Origin of the sequence: Pseudomonas serbica (genome assembly GCF_028823535.1) — a bacterium.
GTDB lineage: Bacteria > Pseudomonadota > Gammaproteobacteria > Pseudomonadales > Pseudomonadaceae > Aquipseudomonas > Aquipseudomonas serbica.
In genome coordinates this window covers 353,256-370,124 of sequence record NZ_JAQIYM010000001.1, presented here as the reverse complement: position 1 = coordinate 370,124, position 16,869 = coordinate 353,256, and the positions used below count along the sequence as shown (strand labels likewise).

Below are 16,869 nucleotides of genomic sequence, written 5' to 3'. Positions count from 1 at the left end.
TCAGGACGCCAGGCTCTTGCGAAACCGCATCAGCGCAATGGTAAAGAACAGCAGGCCGATGCCGCTTAATGCCAGCAAGTCCGGCCAGACGACATCGATGCCGGCGTCGCGAAAAAGAATCGCGGCGCTGAGGCTGACGAAGTGCGTCGATGGCGAGCCCTGCATCACCCATTGCAGCCATTGCGGCATGCTGTCGAGGGGCGTGCTGCCGCCGGAAAGCAGCAGCATGGGGATGATCACCGGAATTGCCAATAAGCCGAACTGCGGTGTCGAGCGTGCCAGGGTCGCGAGGAATATTCCCAGCGCCGTGCTGGCGAACAGATAAACCGCCGTTACCAGCAGGAAAAAGCTCATGGAGCCCGCCAGTGGCACGCCCAGGGCGCCTTTGACGATGACTTCCAGCGATACCCAGGTGCAGAGCACCACCACCAGCATGTTGCTCCAGACTTTTGCCAGCATGATTTCCAGTGCCGTCAGTGGCAGCACCAGCAAATGATCCAGGGTGCCATGCTCGCGTTCACGCAGCAGTGCTGTGCCCGTCAGGATGATGGCCAGGATCGTGATGTTGTTGACGATCTGGATGACCGCCAGGAACCAGCCACCCTCCAGGTTGGCATTGAACAGCGCTCGTGTCGTCAGCAGCACGGGGGCCTGGCTCGCCGCATCGCCCTGGCCACTGTAGTTCAACAGTTCGCGCTGGAAAATCCGCCCGATATAGCCAGCACCCATGAACGCCTGGCTCATGGCGGTGGCATCAACGTTGACCTGCAGTGCCGGCTGGTGACCGCCCAACAGATCGGCCTGAAAATTGGCTGGAACATTGATCACGAAGGTGTACCGCCCACTGTCCAGCACCTCGTCCATTTGGTCATAAGGCAGCGGTACCGGCGGTTGAAATTCCGGCGGCCGCAGGACCTGGGCCAGTTGGCGTGACAGAGGGCTGTGATCTTCATCGACCATGGCCACACTGGCGTTGTGCACACCGATCACTGAGCCTGCGGCCGGCATGTAGATCGCTACCGTGAAGGCGTAGAACAGGAACAGCAGCAATACGTTGTCATGTTGCAGGCTCGAGAGCTCCTTGAGGCCAAGTCGCAGGATGTGCGCAAGCTTGTGCATCAGACCTCCTGCTTTTTCAGCATGGCCAGGCTCAAGCCGGTGAACCCGAGAAAGAATCCGAGCAGTGCCAGGCATTGCGGCCACAACTGTCGGATATCCAGCGCCTTGGTAAAGGTGCCGACGGCGATATCGAGAAAATAGCCTGCCGGAAACATCATCCCCATGACCGCGGCCGCACCCTCTAGCGACGACCTCGGCACGATCAAGCCGGAAAACTGGATGGTCGGCAGGCTGGTGATGATCATGGTGCCGAGAATCGCGGCGATCTGGGTTCGGGTGAATGACGAAATCAACAGACCCATGCTGGTGGTTGCCAGCACGTAGAGCAATCCGCCGAAAGCCAGGGTCAGTGCACTGCCCTTGAAAGGGACGCCGAACAGCCAGCGGTTCATGGCGGTCAGCACGGCGAGATTGATCAGGCTGACGGCCAGATACGGGACTTGTTTACCTAACAGGAACTCCAGGCGGGTCAGCGGTGTGGCGTAGAAGTTGGTGATCGAGCCCAGTTCCTTCTCTCGCACGATGCCCAGCGCCGTCAGCATGGCCGGGATGAACGCCAGGATCAGTGCCATCACTCCGGGGCCGATGGCGTTGACGCTGACGACATCCTGGTTGTAGCGGAAACGTGTTTGCAGTTTGGCTGGCGCTTGCCGGGACGGCGCGGGACTGGACTGGTCCGCCAACTGCTCCAGGTTAGCCTGGTGTACCGCTTCCACATAATTGCGGCTGGTTTCGGCGCGAAACGGCATGCCACCCTCGAGCCAGGCCGCCACCGTGGGCTGGCGACCGGCGAACAGATCCCGGCCGAATCCGGGCGGGATCTGCAGCGCCAGTTTGATCTCCGAGCGCTGCAATCGTCGATGCAACTTCGCCGGATCGCCTATCGGGGGCTGCTCGTCGAAGTAACGGGAACCGCGAAAGGCCTCCAGGTAAGCCCGGCTTTGCGGGGTCTGGTCCTGGTCGTAGACGGCGAAGGCGAGATTCTCGACGTCCAGGGAGATCCCGTAGCCGAAAATCACCATCATGAACATCGCCCCGAGCAGAGCGAAGGCCAGGCGTACTCTGTCGCGCAGTAATTCCTTGCCTTCACGACCCGCCAATGCCCGCAGCCGCCCAATACTGAAGCGGCGCTCAATCATCGATGTGGTGGGCGCGCTCGTGGTGTCGATGGGCGCCGGTGGCGCTGCAGTTTCGATTGGGCTCTGGGCCTGTTCCAGGCAGGTGACGAACGCGGCCTCTAGCGTCTGGCTTTTGAACTGCTGTTGCAGTGCTGCCGGGGTGTCACAGGCCAGTACCTTGCCTGCGTGCATCAATGAGATGCGGTCGCAGCGCTGGGCTTCATTCATGAAGTGGGTGGACAGGAAGATCGTCACGCCTTGTTCGCGGGACAGTTCGAGCAGCAATCGCCAGAAATCGTCCCGCGCCGCCGGGTCGACGCCGGAGGTGGGTTCGTCGAGGATGAGCACTTCCGGGCGATGCAGAACCGCCACGGCCAAGGATAACCGTTGACGCAGACCCAGTGGCATTGCACCGGACGGCTGATGGGCGACGCTGGCAAGGCTGAAGCGCTGGATCAGTTCGTCGATGCGTTGAGTACTGTCGGCTTGGGCCAGATCGAACAGTCTGGCGTGCAATTCCAGGTTCTGCCGCACGCTGAGTTCGCCGTAGAGCGAGAAACTCTGAGACATGAATCCAACGCGCTTGCGGGTGCGCAGATCCTTGGCGTTCACAGGGTTGCCCAGCAGCGTGGCACTGCCCCCGCTGGCCGGGATCAGCCCTGTAAGCACCTTCATGGTGGTGGTTTTGCCACAGCCATTGGAGCCCAGGAACCCGAAGATCTCGCCGCGGCCGATGGCGAAGCTGACCTTGTCCACTGCCGTGAAATCGCCGAAGCGCAGAGTCAGGTCATGGGCCTGGATAGCGATGTCGGCAGTAGCGTTGGTTCGCGCAGGAATCACCAGCGGCTGGTTATCGTGGCCGCTGTCGCCCTGAAAGTGGGTGAAGGCTTCATCGAGCTTGCCACTGGGGGTTACCGCCCGCAGGTCACGGCTCAAACCGGCGGCGATCAGCTTGCCGCCATCGAGCATCAGGCAGTGTTCGAACTGTTCGGCCTCTTCCATGTAGGCGGTGGCGACCAGTAGCGTCAATTGCGGGCGTTGGCGCCGAACGTCGTCGATCAACTCCCAGAAATGCCGTCGGGACAAGGGGTCGACGCCAGTGGTCGGCTCATCGAGGATCAACAAGTCCGGCTCATGGATCAGTGCGCAACAAAGACCGAGCTTCTGTTTCATGCCTCCCGACAGCTTACCGGCCGGGCGCTCGGCAAATCGCAACAGATCGGTGGCGAGCAGCAGGCTGTGCATGCGCTGATTGCTTTGTGCCCTGGACAGCCCGAACAGTGTGGCGAAGAAGTGAATGTTCTCGCGAATCGACAGATCAGGGTACAGGTTGCCACCCAGCCCTTGAGGCATGAACGCGATACGGGTGTAGAGGCTGTTGCGGTGGTGCCGATCCCGGATCGAGCCACCGAGCACCTCCAGTTGGCCTTGCTGTAGCGTCTTCACACCCGCGATCAGCCCCAGCAAGCTGGATTTACCGGCGGCATCCGGACCAATCAATCCACATCGGGTGCCGGTGGGTAGGCTGAGCGTGATGTCGGTCAGCGCATGACGTTCGCCATAGCGGTGCTGAAGGCGATTGGCATGCAGTGCCAGGCCGGTCATTGCAGATTGGCCGGCCAGTCGATGGCAGCAGTACGCACGTAGCCATTACCGGGCATTCCCGGTTTGGCCTGGGGGATGGCGCTGGGGTGGGTCAAATGTAGCTTGACCCGAAACACCAGCTTCTGACGTTCGTCGCGGGTCTCGACTTCTTTGGGCGTGAACTGCGACTTGGCTGCCACGAAACTGATTTTTGCCGGCAGCGGTTGGTCGGGCAGGGCGTCCAGCAGGATTCGCGCTTCATCGCCGACCGCCAGGCGTCCGGCGACGGATGCTGCAAGATAGAGGTTCATGTATTGGTCGTTCGGGTCGATCAGCAGCAACACTCGCCCTCCGGCGCCGATCACTTCTCCCGGCTCGGCCATGCGAAGCTGAATGATCCCGTCGATGGGGGCCCGCAAACTGCTGTCGTCGATTTCACTGTTCAACTGAGCCACTTGTGCCTGTGCCGCACCAATGGCTGCACCGACGGCGGACACCTGGGCGCGGGCCGCGGTCACAGCCGCGTTGGCTGTGTCGAAGCGAGACTGCTGCTGGTCGATGATCTGGCCGCTGGCGAAACCACGATTGAACAACGCCTGGGAGCGTTTGAGCTCTTGTTGGGCTAGCAGTTGCTCGCTCTGGCGCAGTTTCACATTGGCCTGGGCCGCGGAAAGATTTTCCCGGACGCGTATCACTTCGGCTTCCGCCTGGTTGCGCTGGGCCTCGAGGGTCCGGGTGTCCATGCGGGCCAATAGCTGGCCGCGGGTTACCTTGTCACCCTCGTCCACCAGCACTTCAGCCAATCGACCGGGTGTTTTGCTGGCGATCTGCACTTCAGTGGCTTCAAGTCGACCATTGCCGACATGCAACCCTTCGGGCAGTCGGTTAACGGTCGACCGCCAATAACCCAACCCTGCGGCGGCGACCAGCACGGCCCCCAATAAAAAAACGAAGAACAGCGAAGAGCGGCTGTGCGTTGACATGTCGGCATCCTGCTTCCATAGCGTTCCAGTCTGGCAGGAACGCATTTGAGCACCTTGATGATAGTCAACTGAGGGTCAAGTCGGACCTGTTGCCAAGGTAAGCCAGAATGCCCGGCGGTTATGCATCATTTAGCGTAGATCAAGCACTGCTGCCCACTGCTCGGCAGTCACCGGCATCACCGATAGTCTTGAGCCCTTCTGCACCAGTGGCATCTCGGCCAGCGCCGTTTGCTGTTTTAGATGATCCAGCTTCAACACCTTGGTAAACGTTTCAACGTGCGCGACATCGATCGCGCTCCAGGGGTTTTTCTCGGCAGTGGCCTTCGGATCGTAGTAATGGCTCTCTGTTTCCAACGCCGTCGGGTCCGGGTAGGCGGCTTCGACAATCTTGCCAATCCCGGCAATTCCCGGCTCCGGGCAGCTCGAGTGATAGAAAAAGAACTCGTCCCCCACCGCCATGGCACGCAGGAAATTACGCGCCTGATAGTTGCGAACCCCGTCCCAGCGCGCTTTGCCAAGCTTCTCCAAGTCTTTGATCGAGAGTTCGTCGGGCTCGGATTTCATCAGCCAATAGGCCATGGTTCTGGCTCCTTGCGAAGTGGGTGGAAAGGTTGTCGGGCAATTTTATGACAAACCGACAGTCGGTTGACGTCAGCATTTGCGTGCCGGTTCTCGTTGTCGCAAAATGCCGGCCTTTCAAGCTTGACGCTGCTGCACGGCCTACAAACGGAAACCGCTGCTGTCATCGTGTTGATGTGCCTTTGGGGGGCAATCGATGAAACGCAAACCGGATTTACTATGGATTTTGGTTATTTTGTTCGGCCTCGGCGTCGTGACCACTGGCTATGCCCAAAGCCTGTGGGGCAACAAGACCGATGCACCGGTTGAAATCTCGTCACTGCAACAACAGTCGACAGCCTTCAAACGCTGATCCGCGCTTTTCGACGCCGCTGATCCCGGTGGCGTCTAGCCTGAGTAATACCAGGCCTTGTCCGTCACCGTTCCCTGCAACGGCACATCCCAGCTCGCTTGAGCCAGTCGTTCGACCTTCTGACATTCATGGGCCAGCCCCAGCAACGTCGGCTTGCGCCAGTCATTGCGGCGCGCCAGGTAGGCCAGGCTTCGATCATAGAAACCGCCGCCCATGCCCAGGCGGCCGCCGACATCGTCAAATCCCACCAAAGGCAGCAGCACCAGATCCAGTGCCCAGACTTTGCGTTGCCGGGCAAGGTTGTGCCTGGGTTCCAGGATGCGGAAGCGATTGGGCTTGAGTTTTTCGCCGGGGCGGATTCGCTGGAACACCATCTTGGTGCGCGGCCAGGCACTGAGTACCGGTAGATAGGTAGCCTTGCCGCGACGTTGAGCCGCGCGCAGCAATAGGCGCGGGTCGATTTCACCGTCGGTGGGCAGATAAAGAGAGATGTGCCTGGCGCGGCGGAACAAAGGTTGCTGGGCCAATTGCTTGTACAGCCCACGAGCCGCCTGGCGTTGCTGACTGGGTGTCAGTGCGCGGCGGGCCTTGCGCAACATGCGTCGAAGTTGCGGGCGAGGGAGCAGCGCAGGTTCGGTCATGGATTCGGGCTTCGGCAATACGATTACGTAAATCGTATCCGTAAAAACGCCGATGCCGGTATTTAAACCGGCATCGGACTGGAATCAGGCTCCCCGGATGTACCGCTGTCGACTTAGCCCTTGAACCCGAAAGTTCAAGGTGGAAGATGCAGTAGGCTTTCAGGCTTTCCGTCTAGCGGACATGCACACCAGCCCAACGTGCAACCTCCAGGGTATAGCAAATCGGCTCAGGGACATCGCCAACTGGCAAGCACCCCAGGGAGTGATCAGAGTATACCGCAAGCGGTGACGCGAATCAGCCTTTGGTGACATCCGGATCAGTGGCGAGCACCAGATCGACGCGATCGAGCAGGTCGCGCACCTGTTCGCGGGTCGAACCGCTGGCCTGGATGTCCGGTCGCTCTTCCTTGTGCAGCAGGTCGTGGGTGATGTTCAGCGCGGCCATCACGGCGATGCGATCGGCACCAATGACTTTGCCGCTGCTGCGGATTTCGCGCATCTTGCCGTCCAGGTAGCGCGCAGCGCTCACCAGGTTGCTGCGTTCTTCCTGGGGGCAGATGATCGAGTATTCTTTGTCGAGGATCTGCACTGTGACGCTATTGCTTGAACTCATGAGTCTTGCTCCAGGGCCTTGAGGCGCGAAATCATCGATTCGACCTTACGCCGGGCGATTTCGTTTTTTTCAATGAGGTGCGCGCGTTCCTCGCGCCAGGTCTTTTCCTGAGCTAGTAAGAGTCCGTTTTGGCTCTTAAGTTGCTCGACTCGGGTAATCAGCAGTTCGAGTCTGGCCATCAGCGCTTGCAGGTCGGTGTCTTCCATTGTCTTCACTGTCTGATGGGTTGGACTGCAGGACTGGAGGAGTGAGCTTTCTCGCGATGAGGTTGAGAACGCAGCGGGGTGTCAGGTACCCAGCGTTTCGTTGACGACCATCGCGACCAAGCTCGCTCCTACAGGGGTAGTCGATGTAGGATACAAGACCTTCATTCTAGACATAGCGCCGTCTGGCGCCTAGCTACCCATGACCATTCAGAATTCCCCGTACCAAGCCTTCGCCACCCTGCTGACTTCCAGCGGTCATAACGTCTCGCCTGCCGAACTGCACGGCCTGTTGCTCGGCCGCAGCTGCGCCGGCGCCGGCTTCGAGGTCGAAGGCTGGCTGATCGACGCCGCCGAACTGCTTGAAACAGAGCCTCAGGACAACGTTCGTAACGCCTTGATCGGCCTGCAGGAAATGGTCAAGGGCGAGCTCACCGGCGACGACGTGACCGTGGTCCTGTTGCTGCCGACCGACGATGCCCCGCTCACCGACCGTGCCGCGGCACTGGGCCAATGGTGCCAGGGTTTCCTCAGCGGTTTCGGCTTGAACTGCCGCGACAGCAGCAGCCTGAGCCTGGAGGCCACCGAAGTGTTGCAGGACCTGGCGGCCATTTCCCAGGTGCAAGACGCACTGGAAGAGTCCGACGACGGCGAAAGCGACTATATGGAAGTCATGGAGTACGTGCGTATTGCACCGCTGCTGCTGTTCTCCGAAACCAAGAAAGACGTGGCGGCTGCCGCCAAGCCGTCGCTGCACTAATCGTTTGCCAGGGAAAGCCATCTGCCCATGATTCATATCCCTAAATCGGAATACAGCCGTCGCCGCAAGGCCCTGATGGCGCAGATGGAACCCAACAGCATCGCCATCCTGCCCGCTGCCGCGGTGGCCATCCGTAACCGCGATGTCGAGCACGTCTACCGTCAGGACAGCGACTTCCAGTACCTCAGTGGTTTTCCCGAGCCTCAGGCTGTGCTGGTCCTGATGCCGGGGCGTCTGCATGGTGAATACATCCTGTTCTGCCGTGAACGCAACGCCGAACGCGAGTTGTGGGATGGCCTGCGGGCGGGGCAAGAGGGGGCGATTCGCGACTTCGGTGCCGACGACGCTTTCCCGATCACCGATATCGACGACATCCTGCCCGGTCTGATCGAAGGCCGCGACCGGGTGTATTCGGCCATGGGCAGCAACCCGGAATTCGACCGGCACCTGATGGACTGGATCAACGTGATCCGCTCCAAGGCCAACCTCGGCGCCCAGCCGCCGAACGAATATGTTGCCCTGGATCATCTGCTGCACGACATGCGCCTGTATAAATCGGCGGCGGAAGTGAAGGTGATGCGCGAAGCCGCGCGGATTTCCGCCCAGGCGCACGTGCGCGCGATGCAGGCCAGCCGTGTCGGGTTGCATGAGTTCAGCCTTGAAGCCGAGCTCGATTACGAGTTCCGCAAGGGTGGGGCGAAGATGCCGGCCTACGGCTCGATCGTCGCGGCAGGGCGCAACAGCTGCATCCTGCACTACCAGCAGAATGACGCGCTGCTCAAGGACGGCGATCTGGTGCTGATCGACGCCGGGTGCGAAATCGACTGCTACGCCAGCGACATCACGCGCACCTGGCCGGTCAACGGCAAGTATTCCGTGGAACAGAAAGCGATCTACGAGTTGGTGCTGGCTGCCCAGGAAGCGGCGTTTGCCGAGATTGCCCCGAACAAACACTGGAATCAGGCGCACGAAGCCACGGTCCGGGTGATTACCGCCGGTCTGGTCGAGCTTGGGATTTTGCAGGGCGAGGTCCCTGATCTGATCGCCAGCGAAGCCTACAAGGCGTTTTACATGCACCGCGCTGGCCATTGGCTGGGCATGGATGTGCACGACGTTGGCGAGTACAAGGTCGGCGGCGAATGGCGCGTGCTGGAAGTCGGCATGGCGCTGACCGTGGAACCGGGAATCTACATCGCTGCGGACAACCAGAACGTGGCGAAGAAGTGGCGCGGCATTGGCGTGCGCATCGAGGACGACGTCGTGGTCACTAAAACCGGCTGTGAAATCCTCACCAAAGGCGTGCCAAGAACGGTCGCCGAAATCGAGGCCCTGATGGCGCAAGCACGGACACAAGCGGCATGAGTCGAGTCAATCTGGCAATTATTGGCGGCGGCCTGGTCGGCGCCAGTCTGGCGTTGGCCTTGCAGGCCGGTGCCAAGGCCCGTGGCTGGAAGATCGTGTTGATCGAACCCTTTGCCCCCGGTGACGCCTATCAACCCAGTTACGACGCGCGTTCCACAGCGTTGTCCTTCGGTGCCCGGCAGATTTATCAGCGCTTGGGCGTCTGGCAGGAAATCTCCCGTCGCGCCGAGCCGATCAAGCAGATTCACGTCTCTGACCGTGGGCGTTTTTCCACGGCGAGACTGTCAGCGATGGAAGAGGGCGTTCCGGCGCTGGGTTATGTGGTGGAAAACGCCTGGCTCGGCCATTGTCTGTGGCAAGGCCTGGACAAGGACGTAATCAGTTGGCGTTGCCCCGCGGAAGTCACGCGCATGGAGCCGCTCACCGACGGCTATCGCCTGACCCTGAATGACGAAACCACGCTCGATTGCGATCTCGCGGTGCTCGCCGATGGTGGCCGTTCCGGCCTGCGCGAGCAGCTGGGCATTGGCATCAGGAAACGCCCGTACAACCAGAGTGCGCTGATCGCCAACATCACCCCGAGTGAGGCCCATGACGGAATGGCGTTCGAACGTTTCACCGACGACGGCCCGATGGCGTTGCTGCCGTTGCCGGACAACCGCTGTGCGCTGGTCTGGACGCGCCAGGGCATGGATGCGCAACGCCTGGCCGCCCTTGATGAGCGCAGTTTCCTGAGCGAGTTGCAGGGCGTGTTCGGTTATCGCCTCGGTACCTTGAAGCAAGTCGGTGTCCGGCACCTGTATCCGCTGGCGCTGGTAGAGGCCGAAGAGCAGGTGCGCTCGCACCTGGTGGTGCTCGGCAATGCTGCCCACAGCCTGCATCCGATTGCCGGCCAGGGGTTCAATCTGTCCCTGCGTGATACCCAGGCGCTGGCCGATGCGTTGCTCGCCAGCGAACAGCTGCCGGGGGACTTCGCCACCTTGCAGGATTACCGCGAGCGCCAGCGCCTGGACCAGAACCTCACCGTGGGCTTCTCCGACCAGGTCACGCGCCTGTTCGGCAGCACGCAGCCCCTGGTGTCACTGGGTCGCAACCTGGGCCTGCTCGGTCTTGATCTGCTGCCGCCGGCCAAGCGTTGGTTCGCCCGGCAGGCCATGGGCCTGGGTACCCGTCCTGATGTTTAAGTGGCTGACCCGCAGGTTTGGCAAGGCCCGCTTGATGTGCTGGTTCATGAACCTCTACCCGCCGTACCTTGGCGCCGGAGTTCGCATTCGGCACATCAGCGATGACTTTCGTGACGTCCAGGTGTCCATGGGCCTGAGTTGGTACAACCGCAATTACGTCGGCACGCAGTTCGGTGGCAGCCTGTACTCGATGGTCGACCCGTTCTTCATGCTGATGCTGATGGAAAACCTCGGTCGCGAGTACATCGTCTGGGACAAGGCCGCCGACATCGATTTCATTGCGCCGGGCAAGGGGCCAGTGTTCGCCCGTTTCAACATCGACGACACCCTGCTCGATGAGATCCGGTGGCAGACGGCGGATGGCAAAAAGTACCTGCCGCAACTGCAGGTCGACATTCATGACGGCGCCGGCAACCTGGTGGCGCGCGTCGGAAAAACCCTTTACGTGCGGCTCAAGCCGCAAGCGAGACAGGCTTAAAGCATGGAAATGCGCGCAGATCTGCTGATTGTCGGGGCCGGAATGGTCGGCAGCGCCCTGGCGCTGGCGTTGCAGGGCAGTGGGCTGCAAGTCCTGCTGCTCGATGGCAGCCCATTGAGCGTCAAACCCTATGACCCGCAGGCGCCATTCGAGCCGCGGGTGAGTGCATTGTCCATTGCCAGCCAGCGGATTCTCGAACGCCTGGGAGTCTGGGACGGCATCGCCAGCCGGCGCAGCAGTCCCTACAGCGAGATGCACGTCTGGGATGGCAGCGGTACCGGGCAAATCCACTTTTCGGCGGCCAGCGTGCATGCTGAAACGCTGGGCCATATCGTCGAGAACCGCGTAGTCCAGGATGCCTTGCTCGACCGTTTGCACGACTGTGACCTGGGCATGCTGGCCAATGCGCGCCTGGAGCAAATGCGCCGCTCCGGCGACGACTGGCTGCTGACCCTGGCCGATGGCCGTACCTTGCGCGCGCCGCTGGTGATCGCGGCGGATGGCGCCAACTCGGCGGTGCGGCGCCTGGCCGGTGTCGCCACGCGGGAGTGGGATTACCTGCACCACGCCATCGTCACCAGTGTGCGCAGCTCCAAACCCCATCAAGCGACCGCCTGGCAGCGGTTTACCGACAATGGTCCGCTGGCGTTCCTGCCGCTGGAGCGTGACGGGCAGCAGGACTGGTGCTCGATCGTCTGGTCGACTACTCCGAGCGAAGCCGAGCGCCTGATGGCGCTGGATGACGAGAGCTTCTGTCGCCAACTGGAACGGGCCTTCGAAGGCCGGCTCGGCAGCGTACTCGGCGCCGACCCGCGTCTGTGCGTGCCGCTGCGTCAGCGCCATGCCAAGCGTTACGTGGCCGAGGGCCTGGCCCTGATTGGCGACGCCGCGCACACCATTCACCCGCTGGCCGGGCAGGGTGTGAACCTCGGGTTCCTCGATGCTGCGGTGCTGGCCGAAGTGCTGCTGCAAGCAGCGACCCGGGGCGAGCGCCTGGCGGATGTGAAGGTGTTGAGCCGTTACGAACGTCGGCGCATGCCGCATAACCTGGCACTGATGGCGGCGATGGAAGGCTTTGAACGGCTGTTCCAGGCGGATCCCTTGCCGGTGCGCTGGTTGCGTAATACCGGGTTGAAGATGGTCGACGCGATGCCCGAGGCCAAGGCGCTGTTCGTGCGTGAGGCGCTGGGGTTGATCGGGGATCTGCCGGCCCTCGCCAAGGCCTGACTTCTTCGTTGTGGCGGCTGGCCTCTTCGCGGGCAAGCCCACTCCTACGAATGCATTTCAAATGTGGGAGCGGGCTTGCTCGCGAAGGCGTCGGCACATCCACCATTAATTTCTAGCCGTGCAACATCTGGTAACTCCTCCGCGAACTGTTCGATTGAGAAGGCAAATGTGAGTCCTTATCATTTGCCCTCACTTTTTCAATCGAGAGACCGCTCCCATGTTGGCACCGAAGCGTCTACTGACCGCACTGGCCCTGACTCTGATCGGCAGCACCGCCCAGGCCGCTGACGAGGTGGTGGTCTACTCCTCGCGCATCGACGAACTGATCAAGCCAGTCTTCGATGCCTACACCGCGAAAACCGGGGTGAAGGTAAAGTTCATCACCGACAAGGAAGCGCCGCTGATGCAACGGATCAAGGCCGAGGGCGAGAACACGCCCGCCGACCTGCTGCTGACCGTCGATGCCGGTAACCTCTGGCAAGCCGAGCAGATGGGCATCCTCCAGCCCTTCACCTCGAAAACCATCGATGCCAATATTCCGCTGCAATACCGTGCGGCCTCCCATGCCTGGACCGGCTTGAGCCTGCGGGCGCGGACCATTGCCTATTCCACCGACCGGGTGAAACCGGGCGAACTGACCACCTACGAAGCGCTGGCCGACAAGAACTGGGAAGGTCGCCTGTGCCTGCGCACCGCGAAGAAGGTCTACAACCAGTCCCTGACCGCCACCATGATCGAAGTGCACGGCGCTGAGAAAACCGAGCAGATTCTCAAGGGCTGGGTCAACAACCTGTCCACCGACGTGTTCTCCGACGACGTGGCGGTGCTCGAGGCCATCAATGCAGGCCAGTGCGACGTCGGCATCGTCAACACCTACTACTACGGCCGCCTGCACAAGCAGAAGCCGGACCTGCCGGTAAAACTGTTCTGGCCAAACCAGGCGGATCGCGGCGTGCACGTCAACCTGTCGGGCATCGGCCTGATCAAGCACGCACCGCACCCGGACGCGGCCAAGGCCCTGGTGGAGTGGATGACCACGCCTGAGGCGCAGAAGATCTTCGCCGACGTGAACCAGGAATTCCCGGCCAACCCGACCGTGCAGCCCTCCGCCGAGGTCGCTGCATGGGGCAAGTTCATCGCCGATACCCTGCCGGTGGAAGTCGCCGGCAAGCGCCAGGCCGAAGCGATTCGCATGATGGACCGGGCTGGCTGGAACTGACGCCATCGTTATACTGCGTCGCCGAAGGGTGACGCAGAGCGTCACAAGGTGTGTGCCCACGCAGAGCGTGGGCACAATCATTTGAACGAGAGCTTTTCCTTGGCCCACCCCGCTCAACGACGCTGGTATCCCCTGGTCTTCGCCATCGCTGCGCTGGTCCTGCTGCCCCTCAGCGTATTGCTGCTGTCCTGGCAAACCATCGACCAGCAGATCTGGTCGCATCTCTGGGAAACCCAGATGCCGCGCCTGCTGGGCAATACCCTGACCCTGGTACTCGGTGTCGGCGTTGGTGTGACGGTCCTGGGGGTGAGCCTGGCCTGGCTCACCAGTCTCTGTGAATTCCCTGGTCGGCGTTGGCTGGACTGGGCACTGATGCTGCCCTTTGCAATCCCGGCCTACGTGCTGGCGTTTGTCTTTGTCGGCTTGCTGGATTTTGCCGGCCCCGTGCAGACCCTGTTGCGGGAGTGGTTCGGCAGCGGCCTGCGATTGCCGCGCGTGCGTTCCACGGGCGGGGTGATCCTGGTCCTGGTGCTGGTTTTCTACCCTTACGTTTATCTGCTCGCCCGCACCGCGTTCCTGGCCCAGGGCAAGGGCTTGATGGAAGCTGCGCGGGTGCTCGGTCAATCCCCCTGGCAGGCGTTCTGGCGCGTGGCCATGCCGATGGCGCGTCCCGCCATCGGCGCTGGCGTCGCCTTGGCGCTGATGGAAACCCTGGCGGATTTCGGCGCCGTATCGGTGTTCAACTTCGACACCTTCACCACCGCCATCTACAAGACCTGGTACGGGTTTTTCAGCCTCTCCAGCGCCGCACAACTGGCCAGCCTGTTGCTGCTGGTGGTGATGCTCGTGCTGTACGGCGAGCGGCGTGCCCGCGGCGCCAATCGGGCCAGCAACGAACGGCCACGGGTCAAGGCGTTGTACCACCTTCGCGGGCTCAAGGCGCTGTTGGCGACGGGATGGTGCGCTCTGGTGTTCGCCTGCGCCTTTGTCATTCCGATGCTGCAGCTGGTGGCGTGGTTCTGGCAGCGCGGGCGCCTGGATCTGGACGAGCGTTACACCGCCCTGATCCTCCACACGTTGTACCTGGGGACGATGGCGGCGTTGATTACCGTCAGTGTCGCCCTGGTATTGGCGTTTGCCGGGCGGTTGGCGCCCACCCGGGCGATCCGCGCCGGGGTCAGCCTGGCCAATCTTGGCTACGCTCTGCCCGGTTCAGTGTTGGCGGTGTCGATCATGCTGGCGTTCAGTTACCTGGATCGCGAGCTGGTGATCCCGCTCTCCGGCTGGCTCGGCGGTGCGGGCAAGCCGTTGCTGCTGGGCAGCCTGCTGGCGTTGCTGCTGGCCTATCTGGTGCGCTTCATCGCCGTGGCTTACGGGCCGCTGGAAAGCAGTCTGGCGCGAATACGGCCATCTTTGCCCGAAGCGGCACGTAGCCTGGGCGTCAGTGGGCCGCGACTGTTTTTCAAAGTGTATCTGCCGTTGTTGCTCCCCGGTTCGTTGAGCGCGGCCTTGCTGGTGTTCGTCGATGTGCTCAAGGAAATGCCCGCGACCCTGCTGATGCGGCCGTTTGGCTGGGATACGCTGGCGGTGCGGATCTTCGAAATGACCAGTGAAGGCGAGTGGGCGAGGGCGTCTTTGCCGGCCTTGACCCTGGTTTTGGTCGGGCTGTTACCGGTCATCGGATTGATCCGTCGTTCGGCGCACCGAAACAGCTAGGTGCCAGTCCTACACCTTGCGGCTACAATGCGCGGCATTCGGTGCGGTCCGTCTGACAGACAAGGTAGTGAAAACGGCTGGAGGCCTTTTGTTTCAAGGCTCCAGCAAGCCGTATCACTGGCCCGCACCTTCGCCACGCCCGGAAGGAGAAACCCATGGGACAGCGTACGCCTCTGTATGACCTTCATCTCGCCCTCGGCGCGAAGATGGTCGATTTTGGCGGTTGGGATATGCCTCTGCATTATGGATCCCAGGTCGAGGAGCATCATCAGGTGCGCCGCGACTGCGGTGTTTTTGATGTATCCCACATGACCGTGATCGATGTCGACGGCCCCCAGGCCAAGGCATGGCTTCAGCATTTGCTGACCAACGACGTCGAACGCCTGCACAAACCCGGTTCCGCGTTGTACAGCGCCATGCTCAATGAGCGCGGCGGTATCGTCGACGACATGATCGTCTATCGCCTCGACAGCGGTTACCGCCTGGTGGTCAACGCCTCCACCCGCGATCAGGACCTGGCGTGGATGCAGGCGCATCTCGACGGTTTTGAAGTGCAGCTCAACGAGCGCGCCGAACTGGCCATGCTGGCCATCCAGGGCCCCCATGCCCGGCACAAGATCGCCGAGCTGGTGAACCAGTCGCGCGGTACCCTGATCCAGCAGCTCAAGCCGTTCGAAGGCCGGCCCGACGGGGACTGGTTCATCGCCCGCACCGGCTACACCGGTGAAGACGGCCTGGAAATCATTCTGCCGGCCGACCAGGCGCCGGGATTTTTCAACGATCTGGTGGGCGCGGGCATTTCCCCCATTGGCCTGGGCGCGCGTGACACCCTGCGGGTGGAAGCGGGCATGAACCTGTACGGCCAGGACATCGACCTGGACGTCTCGCCGCTGGCCTCCAACATGGCCTGGAGCATTGCCTGGGAGCCGGCCGCTCGCCAGTTCATCGGCCGCAAGGCGCTGGAAGCCGAACGCAGTGGTGGCGTACAACACAAACTGGTCGGTCTGGTCCTTGAGGAGCGCGGGGTTTTGCGCGCTCATCAAGTGGTCCGCATCGCCGATGTTGGCGAAGGAGAGATCACCAGTGGTAGTTTCTCTCCTACGCTTAGCAAGTCGATTGCACTGGCGCGCGTGCCAATGGCCACGGCCGACCGCGCAGAAGTGGAAATCCGTGGCAAGTGGTACCCGGTCCGAGTGGTCAAGCCGACCTTCGTCCGCCATGGCAAAACCTTGATCTAACCTTTTCCGGCGGAAGTTGACCGCCGATCATTTTCCTGAGGACACAGAACATGAGCGATATCCCTGCCGACCTGCGATTTGCCGAGAGTCACGAATGGGCTCGCCTGGAAGCCGATGGCACCGTTACCGTAGGCATCAGCGATCACGCGCAGGAAGCGCTGGGTGATGTGGTGTTCGTTGAGCTGACCGAAGTGGGCAACGTGTTTGCCGCCGGTGATCAGTCTGGTGTGGTTGAATCGGTTAAAGCCGCTTCCGACATCTATTCCCCGATTGCCGGTGAAGTGATCGCGGTCAACGAAGCACTGAGCGCTGAACCTGAGTTGCTCAACTCCGACCCGTACGGCGCGTGGATCTTCAAGATCAAGCCAAGCAACGCGGCTGACCTGGAAAAGCTGCTCGATGCGGCTGGATACAAGGCCGCCATCGGCGAATAAGCCTTCAGCGTTACCCCCAAAGCCCCGACCTGTCGGGGCTTTTTTTTTGTACCTGACGC

Annotated in this window: 17 protein-coding genes and 1 other RNA gene; 10 read left to right on the top strand and 8 right to left on the bottom strand. The window is 61.5% G+C overall.

Annotated elements, in window-relative coordinates:
* The 4 genes from NQL71_RS01695 to NQL71_RS01680 all read right to left on the bottom strand — a co-directional run bounded on the left by NQL71_RS01695 (nucleotide 1) and on the right by NQL71_RS01680 (nucleotide 5,383).
* Complete coding sequence (locus tag NQL71_RS01695; protein WP_046818448.1) at nucleotides 1–1,119, bottom strand: ABC transporter permease; 1,119 nt, start codon at nucleotides 1,117–1,119, stop codon at nucleotides 1–3.
* On the bottom strand, nucleotides 1,119–3,842 hold the full coding sequence (rbbA, locus tag NQL71_RS01690) for a ribosome-associated ATPase/putative transporter RbbA (RefSeq protein ID WP_274642191.1): 2,724 nt from the start codon (nucleotides 3,840–3,842) through the stop codon (nucleotides 1,119–1,121). Before rbbA ends, NQL71_RS01695 begins: the two co-directional genes overlap by 1 nt.
* Nucleotides 3,839–4,804 carry an HlyD family secretion protein gene (locus NQL71_RS01685; RefSeq protein WP_077184825.1) on the bottom strand — a complete coding sequence of 322 codons (966 nt, stop codon included), beginning with the start codon at nucleotides 4,802–4,804 and terminating at the stop codon, nucleotides 3,839–3,841. Before NQL71_RS01685 ends, rbbA begins: the two co-directional genes overlap by 4 nt.
* 129 nt (nucleotides 4,805–4,933) lie before the next feature.
* A complete protein-coding gene (locus tag NQL71_RS01680) occupies nucleotides 4,934–5,383 on the bottom strand; it encodes an EVE domain-containing protein (RefSeq protein ID WP_046818445.1) in 450 nt (149 codons plus the stop codon).
* Between the two features lie 196 nt (nucleotides 5,384–5,579).
* Between NQL71_RS01680 and NQL71_RS01675 the strand changes: the two genes are divergently transcribed.
* The gene (locus tag NQL71_RS01675; RefSeq protein ID WP_162837840.1) at nucleotides 5,580–5,735 is read left to right on the top strand and encodes a hypothetical protein; all 156 of its coding nucleotides are present in this window, start codon (nucleotides 5,580–5,582) and stop codon (nucleotides 5,733–5,735) included.
* A gap of 35 nt (nucleotides 5,736–5,770) precedes the next feature.
* Here NQL71_RS01675 and NQL71_RS01670 read toward each other — a convergent pair whose 3' ends face one another.
* The 4 genes from NQL71_RS01670 to NQL71_RS01655 form a co-directional block, all read right to left on the bottom strand.
* Nucleotides 5,771–6,376, bottom strand: a complete 606-nt coding sequence (locus NQL71_RS01670; protein WP_046818444.1) for a 5-formyltetrahydrofolate cyclo-ligase — start codon at nucleotides 6,374–6,376, stop codon at nucleotides 5,771–5,773.
* Nucleotides 6,377–6,462: 86 nt separating this feature from the next.
* Nucleotides 6,463–6,641: non-coding RNA, 6S RNA (ssrS, locus tag NQL71_RS01665), on the bottom strand.
* 30 nt (nucleotides 6,642–6,671) lie between these two features.
* Nucleotides 6,672–6,989, bottom strand: coding sequence for a cell division protein ZapA (locus NQL71_RS01660; protein ID WP_008055229.1), 318 nt, complete (start codon nucleotides 6,987–6,989; stop codon nucleotides 6,672–6,674).
* Entirely contained in the window at nucleotides 6,986–7,195 is a 210-nt protein-coding gene (locus NQL71_RS01655; protein ID WP_007982902.1) for a TIGR02449 family protein, read from the bottom strand. Before NQL71_RS01655 ends, NQL71_RS01660 begins: the two co-directional genes overlap by 4 nt.
* Nucleotides 7,196–7,394: 199 nt before the next feature.
* Here NQL71_RS01655 and NQL71_RS01650 point away from each other — a divergent pair, with 199 nt between their 5' ends.
* From NQL71_RS01650 to gcvH, 9 genes are all read left to right on the top strand, one after another.
* A complete protein-coding gene (locus NQL71_RS01650) occupies nucleotides 7,395–7,952 on the top strand; it encodes a YecA/YgfB family protein (protein WP_046818443.1) in 558 nt (185 codons plus the stop codon).
* A gap of 27 nt (nucleotides 7,953–7,979) precedes the next feature.
* The gene (gene pepP / locus NQL71_RS01645) at nucleotides 7,980–9,314 is read left to right on the top strand and encodes a Xaa-Pro aminopeptidase (RefSeq protein WP_274642190.1); all 1,335 of its coding nucleotides are present in this window, start codon (nucleotides 7,980–7,982) and stop codon (nucleotides 9,312–9,314) included.
* Complete coding sequence (gene ubiH, locus NQL71_RS01640) at nucleotides 9,311–10,498, top strand: 2-octaprenyl-6-methoxyphenyl hydroxylase (protein WP_046818441.1); 1,188 nt, start codon at nucleotides 9,311–9,313, stop codon at nucleotides 10,496–10,498. Before pepP ends, ubiH begins: the two co-directional genes overlap by 4 nt.
* Entirely contained in the window at nucleotides 10,491–10,976 is a 486-nt protein-coding gene (locus NQL71_RS01635; protein WP_274642189.1) for a DUF4442 domain-containing protein, read from the top strand. Before ubiH ends, NQL71_RS01635 begins: the two co-directional genes overlap by 8 nt.
* A 9-nt stretch (nucleotides 10,977–10,985) precedes the next feature.
* Nucleotides 10,986–12,203, top strand: coding sequence for a 2-octaprenyl-3-methyl-6-methoxy-1,4-benzoquinol hydroxylase (locus NQL71_RS01630; RefSeq protein WP_274642233.1), 1,218 nt, complete (start codon nucleotides 10,986–10,988; stop codon nucleotides 12,201–12,203).
* A 217-nt stretch (nucleotides 12,204–12,420) separates the two neighbouring features.
* Nucleotides 12,421–13,422, top strand: a complete 1,002-nt coding sequence (locus tag NQL71_RS01625; RefSeq protein ID WP_077184810.1) for an extracellular solute-binding protein — start codon at nucleotides 12,421–12,423, stop codon at nucleotides 13,420–13,422.
* 99 nt (nucleotides 13,423–13,521) lie between these two features.
* Nucleotides 13,522–15,138: an ABC transporter permease gene (locus NQL71_RS01620; protein ID WP_046818437.1), complete on the top strand. Its 1,617-nt coding sequence runs from the start codon at nucleotides 13,522–13,524 to the stop codon at nucleotides 15,136–15,138.
* A gap of 155 nt (nucleotides 15,139–15,293) precedes the next feature.
* A complete protein-coding gene (gene gcvT / locus NQL71_RS01615; RefSeq protein WP_046818436.1) occupies nucleotides 15,294–16,376 on the top strand; it encodes a glycine cleavage system aminomethyltransferase GcvT in 1,083 nt (360 codons plus the stop codon).
* Between the two features lie 50 nt (nucleotides 16,377–16,426).
* A complete protein-coding gene (gene gcvH / locus NQL71_RS01610; protein WP_046818435.1) occupies nucleotides 16,427–16,810 on the top strand; it encodes a glycine cleavage system protein GcvH in 384 nt (127 codons plus the stop codon).
* The last annotated feature ends 59 nt before the right edge of the window (nucleotides 16,811–16,869 follow it).

Excerpts from the sequence above, each read along its gene's own strand:
- NQL71_RS01695 (WP_046818448.1), bottom strand. The coding sequence starts at position 1,119 with ATGCACAAGCTTGCGCACATCCTGCGACTTGGCCTCAAGGAGCTCTCG.
- rbbA (WP_274642191.1), bottom strand. The coding sequence starts at position 3,842 with ATGACCGGCCTGGCACTGCATGCCAATCGCCTTCAGCACCGCTATGGC.
- NQL71_RS01685 (WP_077184825.1), bottom strand. The coding sequence starts at position 4,804 with ATGTCAACGCACAGCCGCTCTTCGCTGTTCTTCGTTTTTTTATTGGGG.
- NQL71_RS01680 (WP_046818445.1), bottom strand. The coding sequence starts at position 5,383 with ATGGCCTATTGGCTGATGAAATCCGAGCCCGACGAACTCTCGATCAAA.
- NQL71_RS01675 (WP_162837840.1), top strand. The coding sequence starts at position 5,580 with ATGAAACGCAAACCGGATTTACTATGGATTTTGGTTATTTTGTTCGGC.
- NQL71_RS01670 (WP_046818444.1), bottom strand. The coding sequence starts at position 6,376 with ATGACCGAACCTGCGCTGCTCCCTCGCCCGCAACTTCGACGCATGTTG.
- NQL71_RS01660 (WP_008055229.1), bottom strand. The coding sequence starts at position 6,989 with ATGAGTTCAAGCAATAGCGTCACAGTGCAGATCCTCGACAAAGAATAC.
- NQL71_RS01655 (WP_007982902.1), bottom strand. The coding sequence starts at position 7,195 with ATGGAAGACACCGACCTGCAAGCGCTGATGGCCAGACTCGAACTGCTG.
- NQL71_RS01650 (WP_046818443.1), top strand. The coding sequence starts at position 7,395 with ATGACCATTCAGAATTCCCCGTACCAAGCCTTCGCCACCCTGCTGACT.
- pepP (WP_274642190.1), top strand. The coding sequence starts at position 7,980 with ATGATTCATATCCCTAAATCGGAATACAGCCGTCGCCGCAAGGCCCTG.
- ubiH (WP_046818441.1), top strand. The coding sequence starts at position 9,311 with ATGAGTCGAGTCAATCTGGCAATTATTGGCGGCGGCCTGGTCGGCGCC.
- NQL71_RS01635 (WP_274642189.1), top strand. The coding sequence starts at position 10,491 with ATGTTTAAGTGGCTGACCCGCAGGTTTGGCAAGGCCCGCTTGATGTGC.
- NQL71_RS01630 (WP_274642233.1), top strand. The coding sequence starts at position 10,986 with ATGCGCGCAGATCTGCTGATTGTCGGGGCCGGAATGGTCGGCAGCGCC.
- NQL71_RS01625 (WP_077184810.1), top strand. The coding sequence starts at position 12,421 with ATGTTGGCACCGAAGCGTCTACTGACCGCACTGGCCCTGACTCTGATC.
- gcvT (WP_046818436.1), top strand. The coding sequence starts at position 15,294 with ATGGGACAGCGTACGCCTCTGTATGACCTTCATCTCGCCCTCGGCGCG.
- gcvH (WP_046818435.1), top strand. The coding sequence starts at position 16,427 with ATGAGCGATATCCCTGCCGACCTGCGATTTGCCGAGAGTCACGAATGG.